The 19995-nt window shown below is 57.7% G+C and carries 16 protein-coding genes; 9 read left to right on the forward strand and 7 right to left on the reverse strand.

The window, feature by feature from the left end; all coding sequences use genetic code 11:
- Nucleotides 1-230: 230 nt before the first annotated feature.
- The 3 genes from GKA01_RS10795 to GKA01_RS10805 form a co-directional block, all read right to left on the reverse strand.
- Nucleotides 231-2720 (reverse strand): phosphocholine-specific phospholipase C, encoded by a 2490-nt coding sequence (locus GKA01_RS10795; RefSeq protein WP_146862769.1) that lies wholly within the window; start codon nucleotides 2718-2720, stop codon nucleotides 231-233.
- A 132-nt stretch (nucleotides 2721-2852) separates the two neighbouring features.
- Nucleotides 2853-5225 carry a TonB-dependent receptor gene (locus GKA01_RS10800; protein WP_146862773.1) on the reverse strand — a complete coding sequence of 791 codons (2373 nt, stop codon included), beginning with the start codon at nucleotides 5223-5225 and terminating at the stop codon, nucleotides 2853-2855.
- A gap of 305 nt (nucleotides 5226-5530) precedes the next feature.
- On the reverse strand, nucleotides 5531-9319 hold the full coding sequence (locus GKA01_RS10805; protein WP_146862776.1) for a glycoside hydrolase family 99-like domain-containing protein: 3789 nt from the start codon (nucleotides 9317-9319) through the stop codon (nucleotides 5531-5533).
- A 163-nt stretch (nucleotides 9320-9482) separates the two neighbouring features.
- Here GKA01_RS10805 and metX point away from each other — a divergent pair, with 163 nt between their 5' ends.
- From metX to GKA01_RS10850, 9 genes are all read left to right on the forward strand, one after another.
- Nucleotides 9483-10673 (forward strand): homoserine O-acetyltransferase MetX, encoded by a 1191-nt coding sequence (metX, locus tag GKA01_RS10810; protein WP_146862779.1) that lies wholly within the window; start codon nucleotides 9483-9485, stop codon nucleotides 10671-10673.
- The gene (metW, locus tag GKA01_RS10815; protein ID WP_146862782.1) at nucleotides 10673-11278 is read left to right on the forward strand and encodes a methionine biosynthesis protein MetW; all 606 of its coding nucleotides are present in this window, start codon (nucleotides 10673-10675) and stop codon (nucleotides 11276-11278) included. The genes metX and metW overlap by 1 nt, the downstream gene beginning before the upstream one ends.
- 120 nt (nucleotides 11279-11398) lie before the next feature.
- Nucleotides 11399-12007 carry a nitroreductase family protein gene (locus GKA01_RS10820; protein WP_146862785.1) on the forward strand — a complete coding sequence of 203 codons (609 nt, stop codon included), beginning with the start codon at nucleotides 11399-11401 and terminating at the stop codon, nucleotides 12005-12007.
- A 294-nt stretch (nucleotides 12008-12301) separates the two neighbouring features.
- Entirely contained in the window at nucleotides 12302-13597 is a 1296-nt protein-coding gene (locus GKA01_RS10825; protein WP_146862789.1) for a DEAD/DEAH box helicase, read from the forward strand.
- Nucleotides 13598-13993: 396 nt separating this feature from the next.
- Entirely contained in the window at nucleotides 13994-15286 is a 1293-nt protein-coding gene (locus tag GKA01_RS10830; RefSeq protein WP_146862792.1) for a tyrosine-type recombinase/integrase, read from the forward strand.
- A gap of 537 nt (nucleotides 15287-15823) precedes the next feature.
- A complete protein-coding gene (locus tag GKA01_RS10835; RefSeq protein WP_146862796.1) occupies nucleotides 15824-16030 on the forward strand; it encodes a hypothetical protein in 207 nt (68 codons plus the stop codon).
- Nucleotides 16027-16593 carry a hypothetical protein gene (locus tag GKA01_RS10840; protein WP_146862799.1) on the forward strand — a complete coding sequence of 189 codons (567 nt, stop codon included), beginning with the start codon at nucleotides 16027-16029 and terminating at the stop codon, nucleotides 16591-16593. Before GKA01_RS10835 ends, GKA01_RS10840 begins: the two co-directional genes overlap by 4 nt.
- Before the next feature lie 67 nt (nucleotides 16594-16660).
- Nucleotides 16661-17308: a hypothetical protein gene (locus tag GKA01_RS10845; protein WP_146862802.1), complete on the forward strand. Its 648-nt coding sequence runs from the start codon at nucleotides 16661-16663 to the stop codon at nucleotides 17306-17308.
- The gene (locus tag GKA01_RS10850; protein WP_146862805.1) at nucleotides 17305-17952 is read left to right on the forward strand and encodes a hypothetical protein; all 648 of its coding nucleotides are present in this window, start codon (nucleotides 17305-17307) and stop codon (nucleotides 17950-17952) included. Before GKA01_RS10845 ends, GKA01_RS10850 begins: the two co-directional genes overlap by 4 nt.
- A gap of 142 nt (nucleotides 17953-18094) precedes the next feature.
- On the opposite strand, the gene GKA01_RS10855 is transcribed toward GKA01_RS10850, so the two are convergent.
- The 4 genes from GKA01_RS10855 to GKA01_RS10875 all read right to left on the reverse strand — a co-directional run bounded on the left by GKA01_RS10855 (nucleotide 18095) and on the right by GKA01_RS10875 (nucleotide 19913).
- Nucleotides 18095-18493: an outer membrane protein assembly factor BamE gene (locus GKA01_RS10855; RefSeq protein ID WP_146862808.1), complete on the reverse strand. Its 399-nt coding sequence runs from the start codon at nucleotides 18491-18493 to the stop codon at nucleotides 18095-18097.
- 88 nt (nucleotides 18494-18581) lie between these two features.
- Complete coding sequence (locus tag GKA01_RS10860) at nucleotides 18582-18878, reverse strand: hypothetical protein (RefSeq protein WP_146862810.1); 297 nt, start codon at nucleotides 18876-18878, stop codon at nucleotides 18582-18584.
- Between the two features lie 6 nt (nucleotides 18879-18884).
- Entirely contained in the window at nucleotides 18885-19061 is a 177-nt protein-coding gene (locus GKA01_RS10865) for a hypothetical protein (RefSeq protein WP_224777768.1), read from the reverse strand.
- Nucleotides 19062-19274: 213 nt separating this feature from the next.
- On the reverse strand, nucleotides 19275-19913 hold the full coding sequence (locus GKA01_RS10875) for a LexA family transcriptional regulator (RefSeq protein WP_146862816.1): 639 nt from the start codon (nucleotides 19911-19913) through the stop codon (nucleotides 19275-19277).
- Between the last annotated feature and the right edge of the window lie 82 nt (nucleotides 19914-19995).

Consider the following 19995-nt stretch of genomic DNA (forward strand, 5'->3'; position numbering starts at 1 on the left):
TCATCCAGAACCTTCAATACCAGCCTGGCGCCCCCAAAATCAGGAAGAAAGGTCTTCAATTCACGGTTCTTCGAACCCTCCAGCTGCCTCGATGCAACCGTCATCTTCTAGCGATGAACCCTGAGCCTAGGATTCTTGTTCGAGTTTGCTCGGCTAATCGATATCTCTGCTGCGTCGCTACGGGAAGATTGAGACTGTTCTTTGTCATCATCTTCCTGAGACAGGTAGATTTATACGGCGTTCATTGCAGGATCGGTCTGTCCGGGAGCGCCCGTTTCCAGTCGGCCGGCGAAATGCCACCGGAAGTCTGTATCGTCCGGGCTGCTCAGCATGACATCGTACCACATGGCCTGCTTGGCGAGACTGAAGGCGAGTTCTGCGGAGCGGCCGGCAGCGATTGTCACGGCCTTCTGTTTCTGCTGAGCGCCCGTTGTACTGACGATATGCACGGTTTGATGCCCGTGATTAGTCAGTCGCAGGACGAAATCCTTTCCATTTCCTTGCAGATAATGGCAGTTGGCCTGAAGCTGAAGGGTTTTAGGTTGCCCCTGATAATGTCTGTAGAAGCCATTCGGAGCGTGCACAGAAACATCATAAATTTTCTGCCGGAATTCTGATGTCTCAAAACTTGTTGTCAGCGTGTCTCCTGCTGCGATCGCATAGGTTGCTGAGCGCATGCCGGATTCCGTATCGATGCCATGACAGTAGATATTGAAGGGAAGTCCCGCAGAACGGTTGCCATACAGTTCTGTTCCAGCATGAAGACGTAGTTCCAGCGTTCCGCTTTTCCCGTCAAAACTGCTGTCACAATATGGTTCGTAGGGGAGGGCGCAGGCAGGTCGTGACCCCGGTTCTTGCCGGGCGGTTTTGTGAACGGAGGCCGGCGCTGCCTGCAGGGCGGCGATCTCGTCGGCTGAGAGCGCATGGAAACCGCCCGGCATAGGCCGATCGCGCGCCTGTTCAATCATGTGGAGATGTGCGTCGCGTTCAAGATAGGGCAGTGTCGGGACCGAGCCGTCATAAGGGCGAAAACACGACGTGAGATCACCGCTGATGGCGCGCCGCCAGGGCGAGATGTTGCTTTCCTTGAGGGTCTTTCCGGTCTTTGCTCTCACAAAGGCTTCAAGAAAGCGCAAGGTCGATGTGTGTTCGAAAAGCTGCGAATTCACCCAGCCCCCGCGGCTCCACGGGGAGGCTATGATCATGGGAACACGAAAGCCCAGTCCAATGGGTCCGCTGCGCGCCAGATGCTCCGGCACACCAAGAGCCATTTCATCTTGCGCTGTTGTATATTCGAGGCCGTCTTGCCCGATGCTTGACGATGACTGCCCCGTTTCCGGACGCTTTGGGTCGGGTGCGACATACGAACAGCAGTGATCAAAGTATCCGTCGTTTTCATCGTAGGTGATGATGAAAATCGTCTTTTTCCAGACGTCCGGGTTTTCAGTTAGGATGTCCATGACTTCCGACACATACCAAGCCCCGTACCAGGGGGACGTCGGATGATCGGAGAAATGCCCTGGTGCCGACAGCCACGAGACGGTCGGCAGGTGCCCGCCTTTTACGTCCTCGCGGAACTGATAGAGAATATCGCCTTTTGGCGCCTCCATGTGCAGGGATTTTTCCCCGTCATGGAAAGTCAGCTTTTCCAGATTTCGGTAATTCCGGTCGCCCGTATTCGTGACGAACGCTTTTTCGAAAAGTGCCCGTTCCGCAGGTGACAGCTTTTCCTGCGTGTGACCAACGAGCGGACGACGGCGGAGCAGGGCTTCCAGAAGAGCCTGTGCTTCGACAAGCTGCTCCTTATGGCTGTCTGATATGAGCATCTCCCGACTGTCCAGGCGCTCAATGTGATTCTGGCACTCGCTGATCCGTGCCTCCAGCCAGTCGCCGAAGCCAGGATTGGCAGAGACACAGTATTGGTCGAAACATTCCAGGACATTGGTACCGAAATTGCCGAGCCAGCCACGCTCTGCTTCGGTCATTCCACCGGCCTGAGTAAGCTCGTTCTGATAATATTTCCACGAGACGCCGACCTGTTCAAGTCGCTCAGGGAAAGTCGTCCAGGTCAGTCCTCCTTCAAGGATCTCACCATTGCGCATATAGACATGTGACGACGGGTCCTGACGATCTCGCACAGTCCCGCTCATGAACAGAAGGCGATTGGGAGTCGTGCTGGTCATCGCGCCGCAGTAATTTTGGTCGCAGACGGTGAATGCGTCGGCCAGTGCGTAATAGAATGGGAGATCTTCCCGTGTATAATATCCCATTGTCAGGGGGTAATGATCATAACCCTTGTGGTGTGACTTCTTCGCATCGATCCACTGATTGTGAGCCCCACCGTTCCATGCATCGACCTGGCTGTCCCGGGAGTGCGGGATCGATCCCATCCATGTGACCCGCGTATCGCGGATATTCAGTCGCCAGGGAAGGTAGGTTTCACCTGACGAACTGGCCTGCGCAAAGACAGGAAGGCCGTTCGGTTGACGTATCGCGCGTGGATCGTTGAAACCCCGCACTCCTTGTAGCGTGCCGAAAACGTGGTCGAAGGAGCGGTTTTCCTGCATGAGGATTACGACATGCTCCGCATCTTGCCAGGTCGAGCCGACGTCGGGCGCGATCGCAAATGCCCGTCGGATGGACGAAGGCAGCGCGGCGGTTGTACCGGCAGCCGCGCCAGACATGAGAGCGTATTTCAGAAAATCTCTGCGTGTCGTCACTGTAAGGACCTTCCGGCAGTATCAGGAAAAATTGTGGCGTGATCGGGGGGCAAGACAAGCTGTTCATGCCGAAAGACGGAAACAGGAAAGACATGATGCTTCCTGTTCCGCTTCCGCAGGCTGTCCGGCACTTCAGAAATCGGCGGAAATCGTGCCCATGGCGACGAACGGGGAGCCGATGACATAAGTGGGGCTGGAGCCTTTGATCGTTGTTCCGAACACACCCTTCTGCGTGGTGGCCGCAGCGGTATATCCGTACATCGAGGACAGGTAGCTGGCGTCCCCCAGATTGACGAGATTGAGTTTGATCTTCGGGAGGACATGCCCGATTTTCGGAAGCGTCCGGCCCACGCCCAGATTGGCGGTGATATAGCCCGGGATGCGCTGGTCGTTCATGAGCGTGGCATACTGCGATCCGATATAGGACAGCGTGAAGTTTCCAAACCACGTTCCGTCATTATAAGTCAGGCCCAGCGAGCCTGAGAACCGCGGCGCACCAACTTCCTGCTTTCCTTTCGTCCGTAGATAGTCACCGCTATAGGCGATGTTGTTGCCGTTGCGGGTATGCATGTACTGGCCGGATGCGTAGGCGCTGACATGATGCCATGGACGTGTTGCGATTTCAGCCTGCACACCATAGGCTTCCATGCCACCCGCGTTGATGAGCTGGGAAATCGTGGACGTCGAGCCTTCGACGTAGCTCTGGGCGGAGATCTGATGGTTGGTAACGTTGTAGTGGAAACCTGCAAGATTGGCCATCAGGAACCCGTTGTAACGATAGCCAATTTCTTCGGTAATCATGTATTCGGGTTTGTAATCCGCCAGCGGAAGGGACTGGGCCTTGCCTGTTGAACGGCTGTAGGAAGCAAGTTGCGAACTGAGCGAACCAGGCAGATGATATCCTGTCGTCCCGTTGATATAGATCTGGTGGTGCTGATTAAAACTGTAATTGATCAGAACCTGAGGAGAGGGAACAAAAACATTGCGGATTGATTTGTAGTTCGCGCCCGTCACGCCGGGCAGATCCTGTGTATACTGACGGTTTGCCATAGCCATCCGGATCCCGCCGTCGATCGTTAGATGATCGTGCAGGAACGACATCTTGTCATCTACGGCGAAGCTGTTGAGCTGCTGCAGGCCGTTTTCATTGTCTTCACTCAGGGGGATGCCACCATTCGCCGTCAGCGGGGTTCCGTTACCGTTCCACTGTCCTTTGCCGTTCACAGGATAAAAGCGCATCTGCGCGGCTTCCTGAGCGTAGGAATACCAGTAGGTGAGACTGAGCGTATTGAAGCTACGCTTCCAGTGGCCTGTCAGGATTAGTCCTGAAGACAGGGTATACCAGTTCGAAACTTCAGTGGACATCAGGTTCTTGTTGGTGGGGTCATAGCCGGGAAGATTCTGATAGTTATCCAGCGTCTTGTAACTGTCGGTGCCTACAAAACCTTTTTTAACAGGGATGGTCGCCCCATAATAATAAGGCCCGTGAAATCTTACGGAATAAGCCTGAGCGTCCAGACTTAAGCCATGATCAAAACTGAAATGATTCTTGAGCGTCCCATAGACGGAGCCGGTATTTTTGCCATTAAGGCCGACGTAATGCGTATTGCTTGCGCTATACTGGTCATCCAGCCCGTATTTCATGCCGTATTTTTTCCAGTTTGCCAGTGAGGGATACAGCCATTCCCCCTGGGCCGCCTTGGTCCAGCCAAAAATGGCTTTTGACTCACTGTGTGGCGCCCATTTCTTTGTCAGAGCGGCATCGACATGCCATCTTTCGATATCCCCCGCGCCGCGCCACATGTCGCCACGGGAGTAGGAGCCCGAGACGAAGGAGCGGATACCGGTATGGCCGATCTCTCCGGTATCGTACCGGATGAAGTCCTTGTTGGTTCCATAGGAGCCGCCGGAGCCTGCGATATGGACGTTCCGCTTGTCCGCCGGTCCGCGGATGCTAGCCGAGATTTCAGCGCCTGTTGCGTTGTACGTGGGCGAATTGATGTTTACGGCGCCCTGCATGACATTGACCTGGCCCATGTTCTGGCTGTCAACGAGAGACGGTGTGTAGGTGCTGTAGGTGAAGGGATTGGCAGCCGGCATGCCCTCGAATGTCACGCCGATTTCCGCTTGTGCCATACCTCGGATGTGCAGGGTGGAGAATGATGTCGTCAGGGGACCTTCACTGGCCGACACAACACCGGGCAATGTCGAAATCAGGGATTCGATGGTGGAGGTCGGCGACTGCATTTCAATGTAGTCATGAGAGAGCGAGCTGATTGTTCTGGCGATCGTATGCTTGACCATCATGCCGCCACCGGCAGCCTTGCGGTAACCATTGACGCTGATGGTCTCGTCTTTGCCGGTAAGCTGTGAGGCATGTTTCCTGTGATTGCCCGCAGCCTTTTTATGAGGCCGAGTATGATCGCTGTTTTCCTGTGCTCGGGCGGATGTAGTCACAGTCTGAAAACACAAATAGCACGTCGTGAAAAATAAGAACTTTTTCATGGTCGCCCGCCCAATGAACAAAATGTCGGGATCCAAGTCCTGTAAAAGTTGTTTTTGTTCAACCCTTTCTAGAAAAGTTCATTTGATTCGCACAAAACTGTCATATTAATTTAATATAATGATATTTATCCTGATTTTAGATCGATATATATTATAAAATTCTTGATTAAGTTAAATCTGTTATTTTAAGAAGGAATTATTTTCGTGCTAGCTCTCTATCCACATATTCTGCTGTCAGGGTTTCAGGCCTCCTCGGGGAGGTGCGGATATTTTGCGGCAGGCGCCAGTGATATTGGCGGTAGTGGCTAGTTTTCGTAAACCGCTGAGAGTCGTTCCTCCCCCGGCGGCGGGAGGAGGCCGAACTGCTGCTGGAGTGTTCGGCAGTACCGCTGCTGTCTTGAGATGTGGCTCTGGGGAAGTGCTAAGCGGCTGGCCAGAAGACGATGCATGTAAGCAACTTCTTCGATGTGGCTGCGGCGGTTGAGAGTATGTGTCGCCGATTCCGCGTGACGGCGGTGAACGTTCAGCGGTTTGGCGATATAGACAACCTCTGCGCCCCGCTGCATGAGCAACTCGGCATAAACACGCCAGTCTCCGGCCACACGTAAATTCTGCAACTCCGTTTCGCAGCTATCAACGGCTGCCAGAAGTTGCTCTCGCCTGAAAAGAGCGCTGCTGACATTGAGAACGAGGTTACGCTCCGACAGGCACCCCCTTAGAAAGCTCTCGCCCGTGAAATGGCTGTCCGTGTCCAGCAGCGTCCCGGCACTTTCGGAATAATAGGGACGATAGGATGACGAGATCGGAGCACCACTCCCGTCCACGGCCCGGCTGTCGGTGAATGCCATGACAACAGCGGGGTTTCCCCTGATGCCTTCGAGCAGATTTTCCAGAAAATCCGGTTCGCAGAAATCGTCTGCTTCCGCGATCCAGACCAGGTCTCCGCGGGAGACCTGGAGCGCCTTGTGCCACTGGCGGAAGACCGACCCCGAAGCCGCGTCATTCGCAATGCACACAATGTCCCGGTCCCAGTCCTGGGCTGTTCTGTGTGCTACGTCCAGGCTGCCGTCATCAGACGCGTCGTCAAGGACGATGATTTCAAAAACAGGCACTGTCTGGGCGAAAATCGAGGACAACCGACTGCTCATGTAGCGGGCATAGTTGTGCGACGGAACCACGACGGAGATTTTCGGAACGGCGGGTAATGCCAGTTTCAGGATTTCATGGACATAAGCCCTGAAGCTGAAACTGTCTTCTGCCGCACGGGCAATGCGCTGACGTTCCCTGATCGTCCGCCTGAGAGACCACCCAGCCAGTTCACCCGCCGCTTTCGCCATGGCCGGGATGTCCGCGAACGGGACGACGCGACAATGGCCTTCCATGGTGTATCGGCGCTGTTTCAGCAGATCGGGAATGCCGCCTGCATCGTCAAAGGCCACGCAGGGCAGTCCGGAGGCCAGCGCCTCGAGAACGACGGAGGGATAGGGATCCTCTCGGGATGGAAGAACAAAGGCGTCTGCTCCCGCCAGCCAGTCGGTTACATTTCCGACGCGACCTGGCATATGAAATGTCCCGCTGGCGAGAGCATGCTCCAGTTCAACATGCAGACTGTCCCGCAGGGCTCCTTCAATGTCTCCGAGCCAGACGAAGTGGACCTCTCCTCGCAGTCTGCGCCAGAGCTGGAGGAAAAGATCGAACCCTTTCCGCAAATCCGCATAGCCGGCTCCGAGGATCAGCCGGTCTGACGAGGTAAGCGCTAGGTACCTGCGGATTTCGCGTCTTGTCCGGGCGGAAAACTGCGGGCGCGTGTAAAGACCCTGGGGCAGGATTGTCAGGTTTTCAGAGTTTTTCAGATCGAGTTTTCTGGCGACGTGCGCAGCAGGTACAATCACATTCCGGGCAAGAGCACACGCCCTGTGCATCGGAAGGACCAGATTGCGGCTGCGCAGAAGGGTCGGAAGCTCGTGGATCAGGAGCACGAAACCAATGCTCGCCTCGTTCAGATCCGGAGCAATGTCCGACGAGGCCGCACTGTTGATAATTGCGGACCTGAAGCCCTGTTCCCTGAGATGGCTGAGCCTGGCGGCAGTCGTTCTTGCGCCGGCCGCAAGGATCTCGGTGGGGGCCACGCTGCGATAGTCGTGGAGAAGAGCTCCATCGCCCAGCAGGACGAACTGGATGTCGGCGCCGAAACATTTTTTCAGTGTACGACCGGTTTCAAGCAGAAGCCGCTGTGCGCCGGCAGGAAACGCATCGTGCCCGATGAGAAGAAGTCTGGAGCGTGAATGACGTCTGCCAATTCCGGTGCAGGCCCGGGCTGTGGCATTCAGGTATGCACTGCCAAAATGCTGATCAGGCTCCAGATAGGCGCCTTCCGCCCACTCGTTCCATGCATTGATGCAAACGACCGGATCGCCAAAGAAAGGATGCGCCTGCGCCTGATCAATCAGCCCCCCAAGCCAGCGTTCGTAAAGTTCCGGCGTCGATCCGTGCAGGACAAGCCCTTTTCCCGGTCGCCGGGCATCGTTGTCCCAGGACGGTGCTGCGGTGCGGATCAGCGGGAAGGGAGGGGGCGCCTGTGCGAGTGCGGACTCCACCACCTCGCCATAATCATAAACCTGCCCGCTGAACTCGTTATCGAACAGCCGGATGTCATCGTTGATCAGGGAGCAGTTGGAAACCACCTTGTGAGGAGGAAATTCGATCGCCCCATCCAGACCGAAAAGATCCGGGTTTTCGTCTCCGAAAGCCTGTCCCATGACGAAAAGCGGGTCCAGCCCATGGCGGCTTCGGAAGAGCGCACGCCACCTGACAAAAGCCGACGGCGCATCCGGGATGGTCCCCGGACGATAGACCATCAGGATGGGCCGCCCGTCAAAATGGATATATCGCGGATCGCGGAGGTAACGGGCGAAGCAGTCCACCAGAGCCTCGTCGTCCTCGGTGCGGTAATCCTGGGCGATGAGAAGGTCTTCGTCAGAACCGTCCCAGCGGCGGCTCCAGTTCTCATTGGCCCACATGAGGCAGAAAGGAAGATTGATCTGGGGATTGGCGATAAGCATCTCCAGCGGCTGATCCAGCAGGCGTTTGCGGTTGAACCAGTAAAAATAGAAAATGAAGCCTTCAACCCCTGCAGCGCGGGCCATCGCGGCCTGACGTTCCAGGATTTCGGGTGAGTTCAGTGTGTAATGCCCGAGATCCCTCGGGATGCGCGGCTGGTAATGATCCGAAAATCTTGGAATCCCGCGGGGAAGATTTGTCCATTCGGTAAAACCGTCGCCCCACCAGGCATCGTTTTCCGGAATAGTATGAAACTGCGGCAGATAATAAGCCAGTACCCGGGCACGGCGTATGGCGCTCTCGGGAAGGGGGCGTGCCTTTTCGAAAAGTGGTCCCGGCCTGCTCCGGCGTCTGATCTCGGCAAAGACGGATATTTCCGTGTCGGGACTGCTGGGGTGCACGTCCGGGCGCGTGCGGTTTTCCAGATAATGCAGCAACGGATTGCTGTCGGGCGAATGGCGGAGATATTTGCGCCGGTAATACAGAGGATCAAATCCGTCGAAGGGGCGTCGCGCCTCGCGAAATCCCTGAACCATGTAATGCTCAAGCGCATCCAGTCCGGCCTTGGCGACATCGGGATAGGAGCGGAGATAGAACTCCGGATCAAATTCCGGGATCGGCCGCAGCGACCTGCTGTGACGGTTGAGAAGATAATGGGCGAGGGCCAGCATCCCGTCCGGTACCTGATAGGTGCGGGCATACCAGGCAGGATCGAACCACGCGATCGGGCGACGTCCCTCGCGTTCTCCGCGCTGTACATAATGAAGAAGCGGATCGCCAATCACGTCCCGGTTCTGACTGAGGTACCAGTGAGGATCGAAGAAGGGGTTGGGTTTGCGTCCCTCGCGCCAGCCATGCTGGTGATAATGGCTCAGAACCGCCGTTCCCAGTCCGCTCAGATCAGGATTGGCCTCAAGATAATAGAAGGCGTCGAAAGTTCCTGAATATCCCAGAATCTGCAGCGGCGACGCATCCGCGGGAAACGTCGAGGACCGTTGGGTGTCAGAAGGGGCATGAGAGAACGCATTCGACATGTATTAGTTTTTTACGTTTTTTTAACTTTCTTCAAGTCGTTAATTCATCGTCAATGGAAAACGGTTTTGCCAAAAGGGATTTGATTGCATCGTCCGTCAATGCCATACCGTGGCGCCCCGAGGGCATGCTGCTTTCGGTCATGGCATCAGGGGTGGATTGGCGATGGATATCAGCGCGTCACCGAGCATTGCGGATGGGCCGGTCTACACGCACCGTACCGTGCGTCTGGACAGTGGTCTTAATCTGGAATGCGGCATTCACCTGGCGCCTTTAGAGGTCGCCTACTGTACTTATGGCACGCTGTCCCCGGAGCGGAACAACGCGATCCTGATCTGTCATGCCCTGACGGGGGACCAGTACCTTGCAGAACAAAATCCCCTGACCGGCAAGCCTGGCTGGTGGAGCCGGATGGTTGGCCCGGGCCTGCCCATTGATACGAACCGCTATTTCGTCATCTGCTCCAATGTTCTGGGTGGCTGCATGGGGACGACGGGCCCCCGTTCGGTGCGCGCGGAAACGGGGCGGGCGTGGGACAGTGAATTCCCTCCCATAACCATGCACGATATCGTGGCTACTCAGGCTCGGCTGATCGACCATTTGGGAATTGACCGTCTTTTCGCGGTTATCGGCGGTTCGATGGGCGGGATGCAGGCTCTGACCTGGGCGGCGGATTTCCCCGATCGCGTTTTCGCCGTCATGCCGATCGCGACATCCCCCTTTCACTCTGCGCAGAACATTGCCTTCAATGAAGTCAGTCGACAGGCGATCTTTGCCGATCCGGACTGGCACGATGGCCATTACCGGGACTTCGACGCCATTCCAGCGCGGGGGCTTGGTGTGGCGCGGATGATGGCGCACATCACCTATCTTTCCGAAGAGGCGCTCAGTCGCAAGTTCGGGCGCCGGATCCGCCATGAAGCCGCGACTGCGGTTCCTGCGTCCAGCAGTCCGTCGCTGTTTGGCGAGATGTTCGAGGTCGAAAGCTATCTCCGCCATCAGGGATCGACCTTTGTCCGCAGGTTTGATGCCAATTCGTATCTGACCATCACGCGCGCCATGGATTATTTCGATCTTGCCGCCGAGTATGATGGCGATCTTGCTGCCCCATTCCGGAAATCGCAGACGCGTTTCTGTGTGGTGTCTTTTAGCTCGGACTGGCTTTTCCCGACGTCCCAGTCCCGCCTGCTGGTTCGCGCCCTGAACCGCGCGGGGGCGAACGTGTCGTTCGTCGAAATCGAGAGTGATCGTGGGCACGACGCCTTTCTGTTGGACGAGCCGGATTTTGACCGAACGGTTCAGGGCTTCATCAATGGTGCGGCGGAGCATGCCGCTCTTGGGGAGGGTCGTCACTGATGCGAGTGGACCAGCGTCTCATTGCTGAAATGATCGAACCGAAAACCCGGGTTCTCGATGTCGGAAGTGGGGACGGCACCCTGATCGACTATCTCTATCGAACGCGCTCCTGCGATGCGCGTGGCATCGAGATTGACATGGAGAATGTCACACAGTCAGTCGCTCATGGTCTTCCGGTCATGCACGGAGACGCCGACCACGATCTGGCAGATTATCCGGACGGCACATTCGACTACGTTGTTCTTCAGAGAACGCTTCAGGCTGTCGAGCGGCCGCGCGAAGTTCTGCGTCAGATGCTGCGCATCGGACGTCACGCCATCGTCTCCTTTCCCAATTTCGGTCACTGGCGGCTCAGACTCCAGCTCGTGGTTACCGGCAGAATGCCAATGACCCCGGTCTGGAGTACGCCTTGGTATACCACGCCGAATATCCATCCCTGCACGATCCGGGATTTCCTGATGCTGTGTGAAGAAGAGGGATATATCGTCCAGCAATGGCTGGCGATCGACGAGGACGGTGCGCGTGCGCCCTGGCGGCGCTCGATCCGTCTGGCCAATCTTTTTGGCGAACAGGCCCTGTTTCTGCTCAGACGGGCTGATACCTAAGTAGACATATTTTGCGCCCCCTCCGCTCTTGGGGCGGTTGAAAAGTCCAGCGAACCCTGTCCTGACAGGTGACCACTCTGTGCTAAGCTACTTTTCCCATAAAATGACCGGAGCCTCGCTGTGAGCGATATCCTTCATGCAATTACGTCCCGGCGTGCCACCAAGCACTTCGATCCGTCCTACAGGATCGAAGACATCACCCTCATGTCCATTCTGGACGCTGCCCGCCATGCCCCGACGGCTTTCAATATCCAGCATTGCCGGTTTCTTGTAGTGCAGGATCGGGAGCAGCGTCGCCGGATCCGGGCTGCCGCCTGGGATCAGCCTCAGGTTGAGGACTGTGCCGCACTGATCGTCATGTGTGCGGACATCAAGGCATGGGAAAAGGATCCGGCGCGATACTGGAAAGATGCGCCGGCACCCGTGCGAGATGGTTATGTAAAAATGATCCACTCTTATTACGACGGGCGTGAGCAGGTACAGCACGATGAAGGCGTTCGCTCGTGTGGTCTCGCCGCTTACGCCATCATGATGGCTGCCGCCGCTCACGGACTTCACACATGCCCCATGGATGGGTTTGATTTTGATGAAGTTGGCAGATTAATCAACTTGCCGGGAGATCATGAAATCGTGATGTTCGTCGCCCTCGGGCGTGAGGCATCCTCGCCATCCCCTCGGGGAGGGTTTTTGCCTCTTGATGCAGTGGTTCATCGCGAAAGCTTCTCCTGACTGCAAAACCCTCAGAAATAACGGGAAGTTTTTGAAACTGTTTCTGCCGTCTCCTTGCAATGGGACAAATCTCGTCCTACATCGCACGAACACTTCAGGGGCGGTCCGCTGCGGTGTAACGGCGACATCCTGACCTTGGTGGTCCAGCCCAATCCTGTGTTTTCACGCAGGGTATGGAGCCGGATCAATTGAGGACGCCGTCGTCGGCCATAAGAGCCTGCAGACAGCGATGTGGCAGGAGATGTAGCGGTGCGGTTGCCTGAGCATGACCTTGCCGTCTCAAAGGAGAGGTCCATGACCAGTTTTGCAGAACTCCAGCTTGCCGAGCCAATCCAGAAGGCTCTTGCGGAAGAGGGATATGTTACCCCAACGCCGATTCAGGCTGGTGCGATCCCTTATCTTCTGGAAGGACGCGATCTTCTTGGTCTGGCTCAAACCGGTACAGGTAAGACGGCTGCATTCGCCCTTCCCATTCTGAACCATATTTTCTCGAACCGTCGTCCAGCTCCGCCGAAAGGTGTGCGAGCATTGGTTCTTGCCCCGACACGCGAGTTGGCCTCGCAGATCGGCGAGAGTTTCGCGGCTTATGCGCGCCACATGAAGTTCTCTTACGCTGTTGTTTTCGGCGGCGTGGGGCAGGGACGGCAGATTGAAGCAACCCGTCGCGGCGTAGATGTTCTTGTTGCCGCGCCAGGTCGTCTTCTGGATCTCATCGGGCAAAAACATATCGATCTCTCCACTCTGGAAATCCTTGTCTTGGACGAGGCTGACCGGATGCTCGACATGGGCTTCGTTCGCGATATCCAGCGCATTATGGCCCTGCTGCCGAAGCAGCGTCAGACCCTGCTGTTTTCCGCCACGATGCCGCCGTCTATCAGCGATCTGGCTCATTCTCTGCTGAAGGACCCCGCTACCGTTCAGGTGACGCCTGAATCCAGTACGGTCGATCGCATCAATCAGGCTGTCATGTTTGTTGACTCTGGCAGTAAGAAAGATGCGGCTCTGATGTTGCTGGAAAGCCCGAGTGTCGCACGCGCCGTGGTTTTTACGCTGATGAAGCATGAAGCCAACAAGGTTGCGGAGTTCCTTAACAAGAATGGAATTCGTGCGGAGGCCATTCATGGCAACAAGTCCCAGGGGGCTCGTGAACGTGCCATGGCAGGTTTTCGCAGCGGAGCTATCAAGGCTCTCGTTGCAACTGATATCGCCGCCAGAGGTATCGACGTGGATGAAGTCAGCCACGTCTTCAATTACGATCTTCCGAATGTGCCTGAATCCTATGTTCACCGTATCGGTCGTACAGCACGTGCCGGACGTGAAGGATGCGCGGTGTCGCTTTGCGATGCCGAGCAGCGCGCCTGGCTCAAGGATATCGAAAAGAAAATCGGCAAACCCATTCCTGTCGTGACAGACCATCCTTTCCACTCCGAAGAGGCGCGGCTTTCTACGCAGCGTCCTCCGGTTCTGGGTGGTGGGCGTGGCGGCGGCGGAGGCGGTCGTCGTCGTTCGGGTCCGCCTTCGGGGGGGCGTGCGGGGGGCGGACGTGGAGGCCCTCCGAGCCGTGGCGGCTCTCGTTCGGGCTCACGTTAAGTTCGTTTGTTTTAGGGAGTGATAAAAAGGCCCGCCTTTGCAACAGCAGAGGCGGGCCTTTTGTTGTGCGTGCAGAAAAAAAACATCTCTCTGAAGTTGAGGCGATAGATGGTTTTCCTCGGCGTCCAGTCAGTCTGCGTGCGTCAAAGCCTCATCTGTCTAAATCGCACCAAGGATCAGGTCGAATCTTGAGGGATAAAAATTCTTAAAACGACAAGATTTTCGATTTGTCTGGCGGAGAGGGTGTCCGCCGATATGGGGCGTCACGGAAAAGCGGATCAGCGCAATAACCCTTGTTTTTCATGATTTTGCGGAAAATCACGCCATCCTGAAGAAGCAGATAGACGCATTGGAACCCATCCCGTAAGGTGGGACGGAAGATGGGACTGAAAAGCCATGAGCAAGCTGCCGCCGAACCAGATGAATGCCCGCAAGGTCGCCTCCCTTAAAGACGGGGTTCACGGCGATGGCGGAAATTTATGGATTACCGTCCGGGGCGACACCCGGGCTTGGACCTTCCGCTATAAAAGTCCAAAGACCGGCAAAAGACGGGAGATGGGACTCGGTCCCGCCCGGGATATTTCTCTGGCCGATGCCCGGCTCCGGGCAGCCGAGAACCGGTGCCTGCTTCTGGAAGGGCTCGACCCTCTCGAAGAGAAAGCCCGGCAGAAGGGACCTGACGTTCAGGAGCGCACCTTCGCACAGGTTGCCGAGCAGTACATCACCGAACAGGCGCCGGGCTGGAAAGATCCGCGCTCGGCGCCCATGTGGCGCAGCTCTCTGGAGCGTCATGTTTCTCCCATCCTCGGTCAGAAACCGATTGGCAGCGTGCAGACAGAGGACGTGCTCGCCGTCCTGCGACCGATCTGGGAGAGCACGACCGAAACCGCAACACGGCTGCGTGGACGGATGGAGCGTATTCTGGACTATGCGCAGAGCCATCACTGGCGCGAGGGTGAGAACCCGGCCCGCTGGCGGGGGCATCTGGCGAACATCCTTCCCAAACCCACGGCCGTCACGAAGGTGGTGCACCATGCCGCCTTGCCCTATCGCGACCTCCCGCCGGTCTACAGCCGGCTCAGCGCCGAGCACGGTGTAGGAGCTTTGGCCGCACGGTTCGTCTGCCTGACCGCAACCCGGTCTGGCGAGGTCCGCAAGGCCCTGTGGTCGGAGATCGATCTGAAGAAAAAGATCTGGACCATCCCGGCCGAGCGGATGAAGGCCGGGCGGGAGCATCGTGTGCCCCTGACGAACGGAGCGATGGCATTGCTGTATAAAGTCCAGACCCTGAGATCCACTTCCGGTGAGGACAGTTTCGTGTTTCCCGGTGGCCGGGTTGGATCACCGCTGAGCGATGTCGCGGTCTCCAAAGCCCTCCATCAGGCCGCAGGCACGAAGGATGTGACGATCCATGGTTTGCGCTCCAGCTTCCGGGACTGGGCGGCTGAGGAAACCGACTTTCCACGCGAGGTCGCCGAAATGGCGTTGGCCCATGCCATCGGTGACAAGGTCGAGGCGGCCTATCGCCGCGGGGATCTCTTCAACAGGCGTTCAGAGATGATGTTTGCCTGGGAACGCTTCTGTGCCGGGCAATCCAGTGAGGCGGTCGCAAAGCCTTCGCGTCCCAATCCTGACAGCGCCCCGCTCTTCACCTGGAAAGACTCTGAAACCGGGGATCCAGATGCCTGAAGGCCCGTCAGAAGCCCAATGACGCGTCACGGATTGCGTCGTACCGGTCCGCACAATCTCAGTGACGCGTCATCAATGCGCTATGTCGCCATTCCATGAGCAGCTCAAAAGCATGGCACTGCGCCATAAAATCGGGCTGCCAGATCGCTTAAGATGGCACGATAACAGGTTTTTGGAGCACAGCTCCGAAAAACCTTAGAAAACAAACACTTACGTTTATGTTTTCCTACGTGCCCTGCCGTGGGCGTCCGCATCACGCTGTGACGCGTCATCCGGACCTGCACGCGCCCCCGTTCCGGGGTCGCGCCGCCCTGAGGGCGGCGGTGCAGAATTCGGCCTCTCTCCCTCTCTCATGACGGGAAATAATCAGAGGGGTTCTGTCGTTTTTTGGCTTCGCGAGGGAGGGCCGGGCTGGTCCTCCCCCCAAAGGGCCTCACGCAGAGCGTGAGGCCAAATGGTCGCCGTGCGACCAGAGCGAGGGTTTTCTCTCTTGCTTGTTTTCTTTGGGGCTCTCTTCTCTTTTTGGAGCCTTTCGCAATGACCAGGTCATTCACCGAACTCGACACGCTTTTTGACGCCCACGCCGTGCTTGCGGGCGTCGTTCTTCCCACACTGCGCGATGTGATCGCACGGCCCGGAGCGTTTACCAGCGATACGCGGCTTGAGGGCACGCTGATCGTTCTGGCGCAGACAGTCCGCTCACTGAACCGGGCGCTGACGGAGAACGCAGGAGACTGGACATGACGTACTTCCTGTGCATGGACCTGGCTGTCCGCCTGATGGGCCTTGTCTCCTCCCGCGATCGCCCGGACGCTCCGCTCCGGCCGACCGGGACTGCCGTCTGTCTGTACGATCTTGTCCTGTCCCGGGCCGAACCCTTCGCTGTGGCCGAGCAGTTGGGGCTGTGGTTCCCCTGTCGAGAGGCCGATCAGGAGACGGCCAACAGACAGGCTCTGCGGGACCAGATCCTGCAGCAGCCCATGCTGTCGTCAGTCGACGCTTTCTCTTCTCCTGTCCTGCTTCCGGATCTCGTTCTGCTCATGGGTGCGCAGGAGACAGCCTGGCTCGGGCCCTGGTCGTCAGAGAAGCCGCAGGTCATGACTCTGGACGATCTGATGCACCGGCTTGCGCCAGAACTGGCGGGAGCTGGGAACACGACCGAAGCCCTTCTGGCCCGGTTTGCAGCGGAAGACCGCTCGGGCGTTCATCCAGCTTCAGACCTCGTCCGCATTCATGCCGCAGCCCGGCTGATCGAAGCGCTCTATACCGCCCAGGGCCCCAAGGCCGGCCTCCCGTATCGCCTGTAACACCTGACACCGACAGGTCGGACAACTCCGGCCTTTCATTTCCTCCCTACAAAAATCTGGAGGCTTCATGCTTCTCACAAAAATCCCGGTCGCTGCGGCGACCGCGCCTCGTCACGTGCGCTCTTTCTTCGAGCCCACGGATGATGATCTCGATCTGTATCGCGACATCAGTTTCAAACTGAAGGCGCAACCGCCCTCAAGCCTGTTCCGCTACCTTCAACCGGCGGGACGGCATCTGATGCAACTCGGTGATGAAGGACCCGGCGTCTGGGCCGGTCTCCTGCGCAGGGTCGAGCAGCGCTGGCCCGGTCTGCCCAGCCGTGGCCGCGTTGCTTCTGACGGAACACACCTGAATTCAGCGCTCGAACGGATTGCCTATGAGGCCGTCAAACCCGTCGTTCCGCGGGATGTTGCGCTGGATCTGGAAATTGCCCTCGACCCGTTGCAGCAGCCGCGGTTCTATTCCGATTTCGCCATCCGTCACGGCTCGCGTGTGATGCATATCGAAATTGTAGGCGCCTGCGGTGCAGACCGGGTGACACGCAATGACTGGGAAGCCTATTTGCTGGCCCAGTTTGACCGAAGGCTGGAGGTCTACCGGCAGAAGTGCCTTACGCCCGAGATCTGGTATCTCAACGACCTGCTTGAGCCAGCGCAGTTACAGAAGCGATTCCTCGCCCTGGTAGCGCAGCTGCGCTCGGGAGGCAGGTCATGACCCAGGGTCCGATCCGGCTGCCGCGCTGGCCCATCACGCGCCTGAAACTGCTCGACATGACACCGGATCAGAAAGGAGCGCCCTATGCGGGCGCTCCCGTCACGCTGCTGCAGAGGGACGGCTTTGTCGAAGAGCGAAGCCTGCTCTGGCTCAGCGCCCCCCGGCGTTCCTCGGGTCGTCTGGAGGAAAGTCTCGATGAGCATGGGCAGCCTGCCCTGACCATCAGCGATCCCCTGTTCCGGGCCGTGATGCCGGTGGATGCCCCGCGACCCTTTGTTCTGGCAGGGTTTCACATGTCGTTCCTGCGCCGCGTGCTGGGTGGGCCGCAGGACCGGCCGCCTCATGATCTCTGTCTGTACCGGCTCGCACGACAGCGGGCGTCCTGGTTGCGGCCGTGCGGGTTGCAGGAATCCGTCCTCGAACTGCGGACAGACCTGATGACAGAACTGACGCGGGACAGCCCTTTCCTGCGTTTGAACTGCGCAGCCGCGCTGCTTGAAACACTTCTTGAGTGGGAGCCGCTGAACCGGCTGCTGGTGCTGTCAGGTAACGTCGTCTCTCCACCGCCTGGCGAGGAGGAGCCTTTCGGCCAGGCCGCAGAGTGGGCCTGTCTGCCTCAAGGCCCTGCCATGCTGGAAGAGTAAGGTGCCAGCGGATGCGTCGATCTTGGTGCAGGACTGTTCCAAGCTGCCCTCGGACCCAGATGATGCATCTAGCTCCAGCTCTTCAGCGGCCTGGGTTAACCCCCTCTGCCTTCAACACCAGAGGGGATTTTCTTCTGTAACCTCAGAACAGCCCGCTGCCGGTTTTGACAGCGGAGGCATTCATGGTGTGGTGCCAGACGACATTGCCGTTGAAGATTACGGTCAGTGTCTTTTCCGTGCCATGGGTGCCCTGATGCAGGTCGCCATAGAGCGGAATGAAGTTTGCGGCGTCAGACGAGGCATTGGTGAACGCATACCGCCACTGCTCATGGCCGCTATCGGTGAACGTGCTCTCGCGCGGGTCTCCGAACAGCGCCCGGATCTGGTCTTTGGTTGTCACGCCATCATGGATCTTCTGATCGATGGAGGCGCCGGTCTCGTTTTTGAGGGTTTCGTTGCCTTCCGAGGCACAGCCTGTCAGGGCGATCAGCCCGGTGAGAGACAACGTGACGGCAAGGGTTCTGAGATGACGTGCAGACATGCGGGATCCTTTGCTGTTTTTGCAAAACAGTTGCTAAGAGAAAAATTGGAAAAAAGCGGACGACCTGCCGAAAAACGAACGGACCGTCTCAGTCCAGCCCGCGAAGCCTGCGGCGGTCTTCAGCGGCTTTCAGTTTCCGCAGAAACGGTTCTCGCGGAGCCGTCCAACAGCTCATGCCCAGAATGAATGCAAAGAGCGGATGCCAGGACAAAGCCAAGGCGATGCCGCACAAAAGACAGGCGCCCGTTCCGAACCACGAGACATATCTCAGCAGAACCCGCGTCTCTTCCTCCTCAACACCATATTCTTCGAGATAGGCAGCCAGACGGGCCGCGCGTTTTGCTTCGGTCGCCTCGCTGTACAGACCGTCTGTTGAAGACGTCATGAGCGCTTATCTCCCCCAGTGGGCATGGAAGACGACCCGGATCACCAGCGCCGTGCCCAGCATCAGCGCCGCAGGCGGTAGGATGTCGCGCGCCTTCAGCCACGCGAACAGCCTGACCGAAGACCCCAGGGCCAGCACCAGCAGGAGAAGAACGATCAGGACAAGAAGGAGAGACACGACCATGTCAGACGCCCCCTGACAGGCAAGAACAGGGGCCAGACCGGAAGACACAACGGGACAGAGACATCATCGCCAGCTCCTTGCAGTTCCTGTGTGGCAGGACAGCCCTGCACACACGATGAACTCAACAAACCTGATGATCTACGATTTTCCGTGTACCGTCAATACGGGTATACGCCCGTTTGTAGAAACAGGTTCCCGTATATCGCAAGCGCCTCAGGGATGGGGTACGCCGCCGATCCAGACCACTTCGCCGAGCAGCTTAAAACAGTCCAGGCGATCAGCCTCGACGTCCTGAGGCGGGTAGCGGTGATTGTCAGCAATCACCCGGACCCCGCCACCGAGTTTAGGATCAAGGCGACGGATCAGAACAGCGCCAGCACTCTCCAGGGCATAGAGCGCGCTGCCCGTCACAGCTGTGACGCTCCGGTCCACGATGACCAGATCACCCGAGGACAGGGTCGGCTCCATCGCATCCCCTGCATTACTGATGAGGCAGAGGGCCGTGAGGTCCCGGGGGATGATGCTTTGCAGCCAGTCGCGGCCAATCCGCAGGCCGTCTTCATGATGATCATACCAGGGCACGACGATCTGACGGGTCGACGTGGTCTGGACCGCTGTCGCCCCGGAAGGTGAGCCGCCAGCCGTGCCAAAGGCGATCCAGTCCAGGGACACGCCGCAGACCCGGGCCAGCGACGCAAGGGCGGAGAACTTCATCTCCCCGCCATTCATATAGTCCCTCAGGGTCGTATATGGCACACCCGCCGCCTTGGCGGCATGGGTGATGCCAATACTCTGCGCCGCTTCGCGGAGGCGCTCGCCACGTTCGCGCATCAGGCGGATCTGGTCGTCCATGAGTTTACGCTTTCGCCTGGAATGTCGGGGCACGCGGAGGGTCCTCATTCGGAAATGAGGCATGAATACGATATTCCGCTTG

The sequence above is a fragment of the Gluconobacter kanchanaburiensis NBRC 103587 genome (assembly GCF_007988905.1).
GTDB classification, from domain to species: Bacteria; Pseudomonadota; Alphaproteobacteria; order Acetobacterales; family Acetobacteraceae; genus Gluconobacter; species Gluconobacter kanchanaburiensis.

Bases quoted from the DNA above. Each gene is read 5' to 3' on its own strand.
- GKA01_RS10800 (WP_146862773.1), bottom strand. From the start codon at position 5,225: ATGAAAAAGTTCTTATTTTTCACGACGTGCTATTTGTGTTTTCAGACT.
- GKA01_RS10805 (WP_146862776.1), bottom strand. From the start codon at position 9,319: ATGTCGAATGCGTTCTCTCATGCCCCTTCTGACACCCAACGGTCCTCG.
- metX (WP_146862779.1), top strand. From the start codon at position 9,483: ATGGATATCAGCGCGTCACCGAGCATTGCGGATGGGCCGGTCTACACG.
- metW (WP_146862782.1), top strand. From the start codon at position 10,673: ATGCGAGTGGACCAGCGTCTCATTGCTGAAATGATCGAACCGAAAACC.
- GKA01_RS10825 (WP_146862789.1), top strand. From the start codon at position 12,302: ATGACCAGTTTTGCAGAACTCCAGCTTGCCGAGCCAATCCAGAAGGCT.
- GKA01_RS10830 (WP_146862792.1), top strand. From the start codon at position 13,994: ATGAGCAAGCTGCCGCCGAACCAGATGAATGCCCGCAAGGTCGCCTCC.
- GKA01_RS10835 (WP_146862796.1), top strand. From the start codon at position 15,824: ATGACCAGGTCATTCACCGAACTCGACACGCTTTTTGACGCCCACGCC.
- GKA01_RS10840 (WP_146862799.1), top strand. From the start codon at position 16,027: ATGACGTACTTCCTGTGCATGGACCTGGCTGTCCGCCTGATGGGCCTT.
- GKA01_RS10845 (WP_146862802.1), top strand. From the start codon at position 16,661: ATGCTTCTCACAAAAATCCCGGTCGCTGCGGCGACCGCGCCTCGTCAC.
- GKA01_RS10850 (WP_146862805.1), top strand. From the start codon at position 17,305: ATGACCCAGGGTCCGATCCGGCTGCCGCGCTGGCCCATCACGCGCCTG.
- GKA01_RS10855 (WP_146862808.1), bottom strand. From the start codon at position 18,493: ATGTCTGCACGTCATCTCAGAACCCTTGCCGTCACGTTGTCTCTCACC.
- GKA01_RS10860 (WP_146862810.1), bottom strand. From the start codon at position 18,878: ATGACGTCTTCAACAGACGGTCTGTACAGCGAGGCGACCGAAGCAAAA.
- GKA01_RS10865 (WP_224777768.1), bottom strand. From the start codon at position 19,061: ATGGTCGTGTCTCTCCTTCTTGTCCTGATCGTTCTTCTCCTGCTGGTG.
- GKA01_RS10875 (WP_146862816.1), bottom strand. From the start codon at position 19,913: ATGGACGACCAGATCCGCCTGATGCGCGAACGTGGCGAGCGCCTCCGC.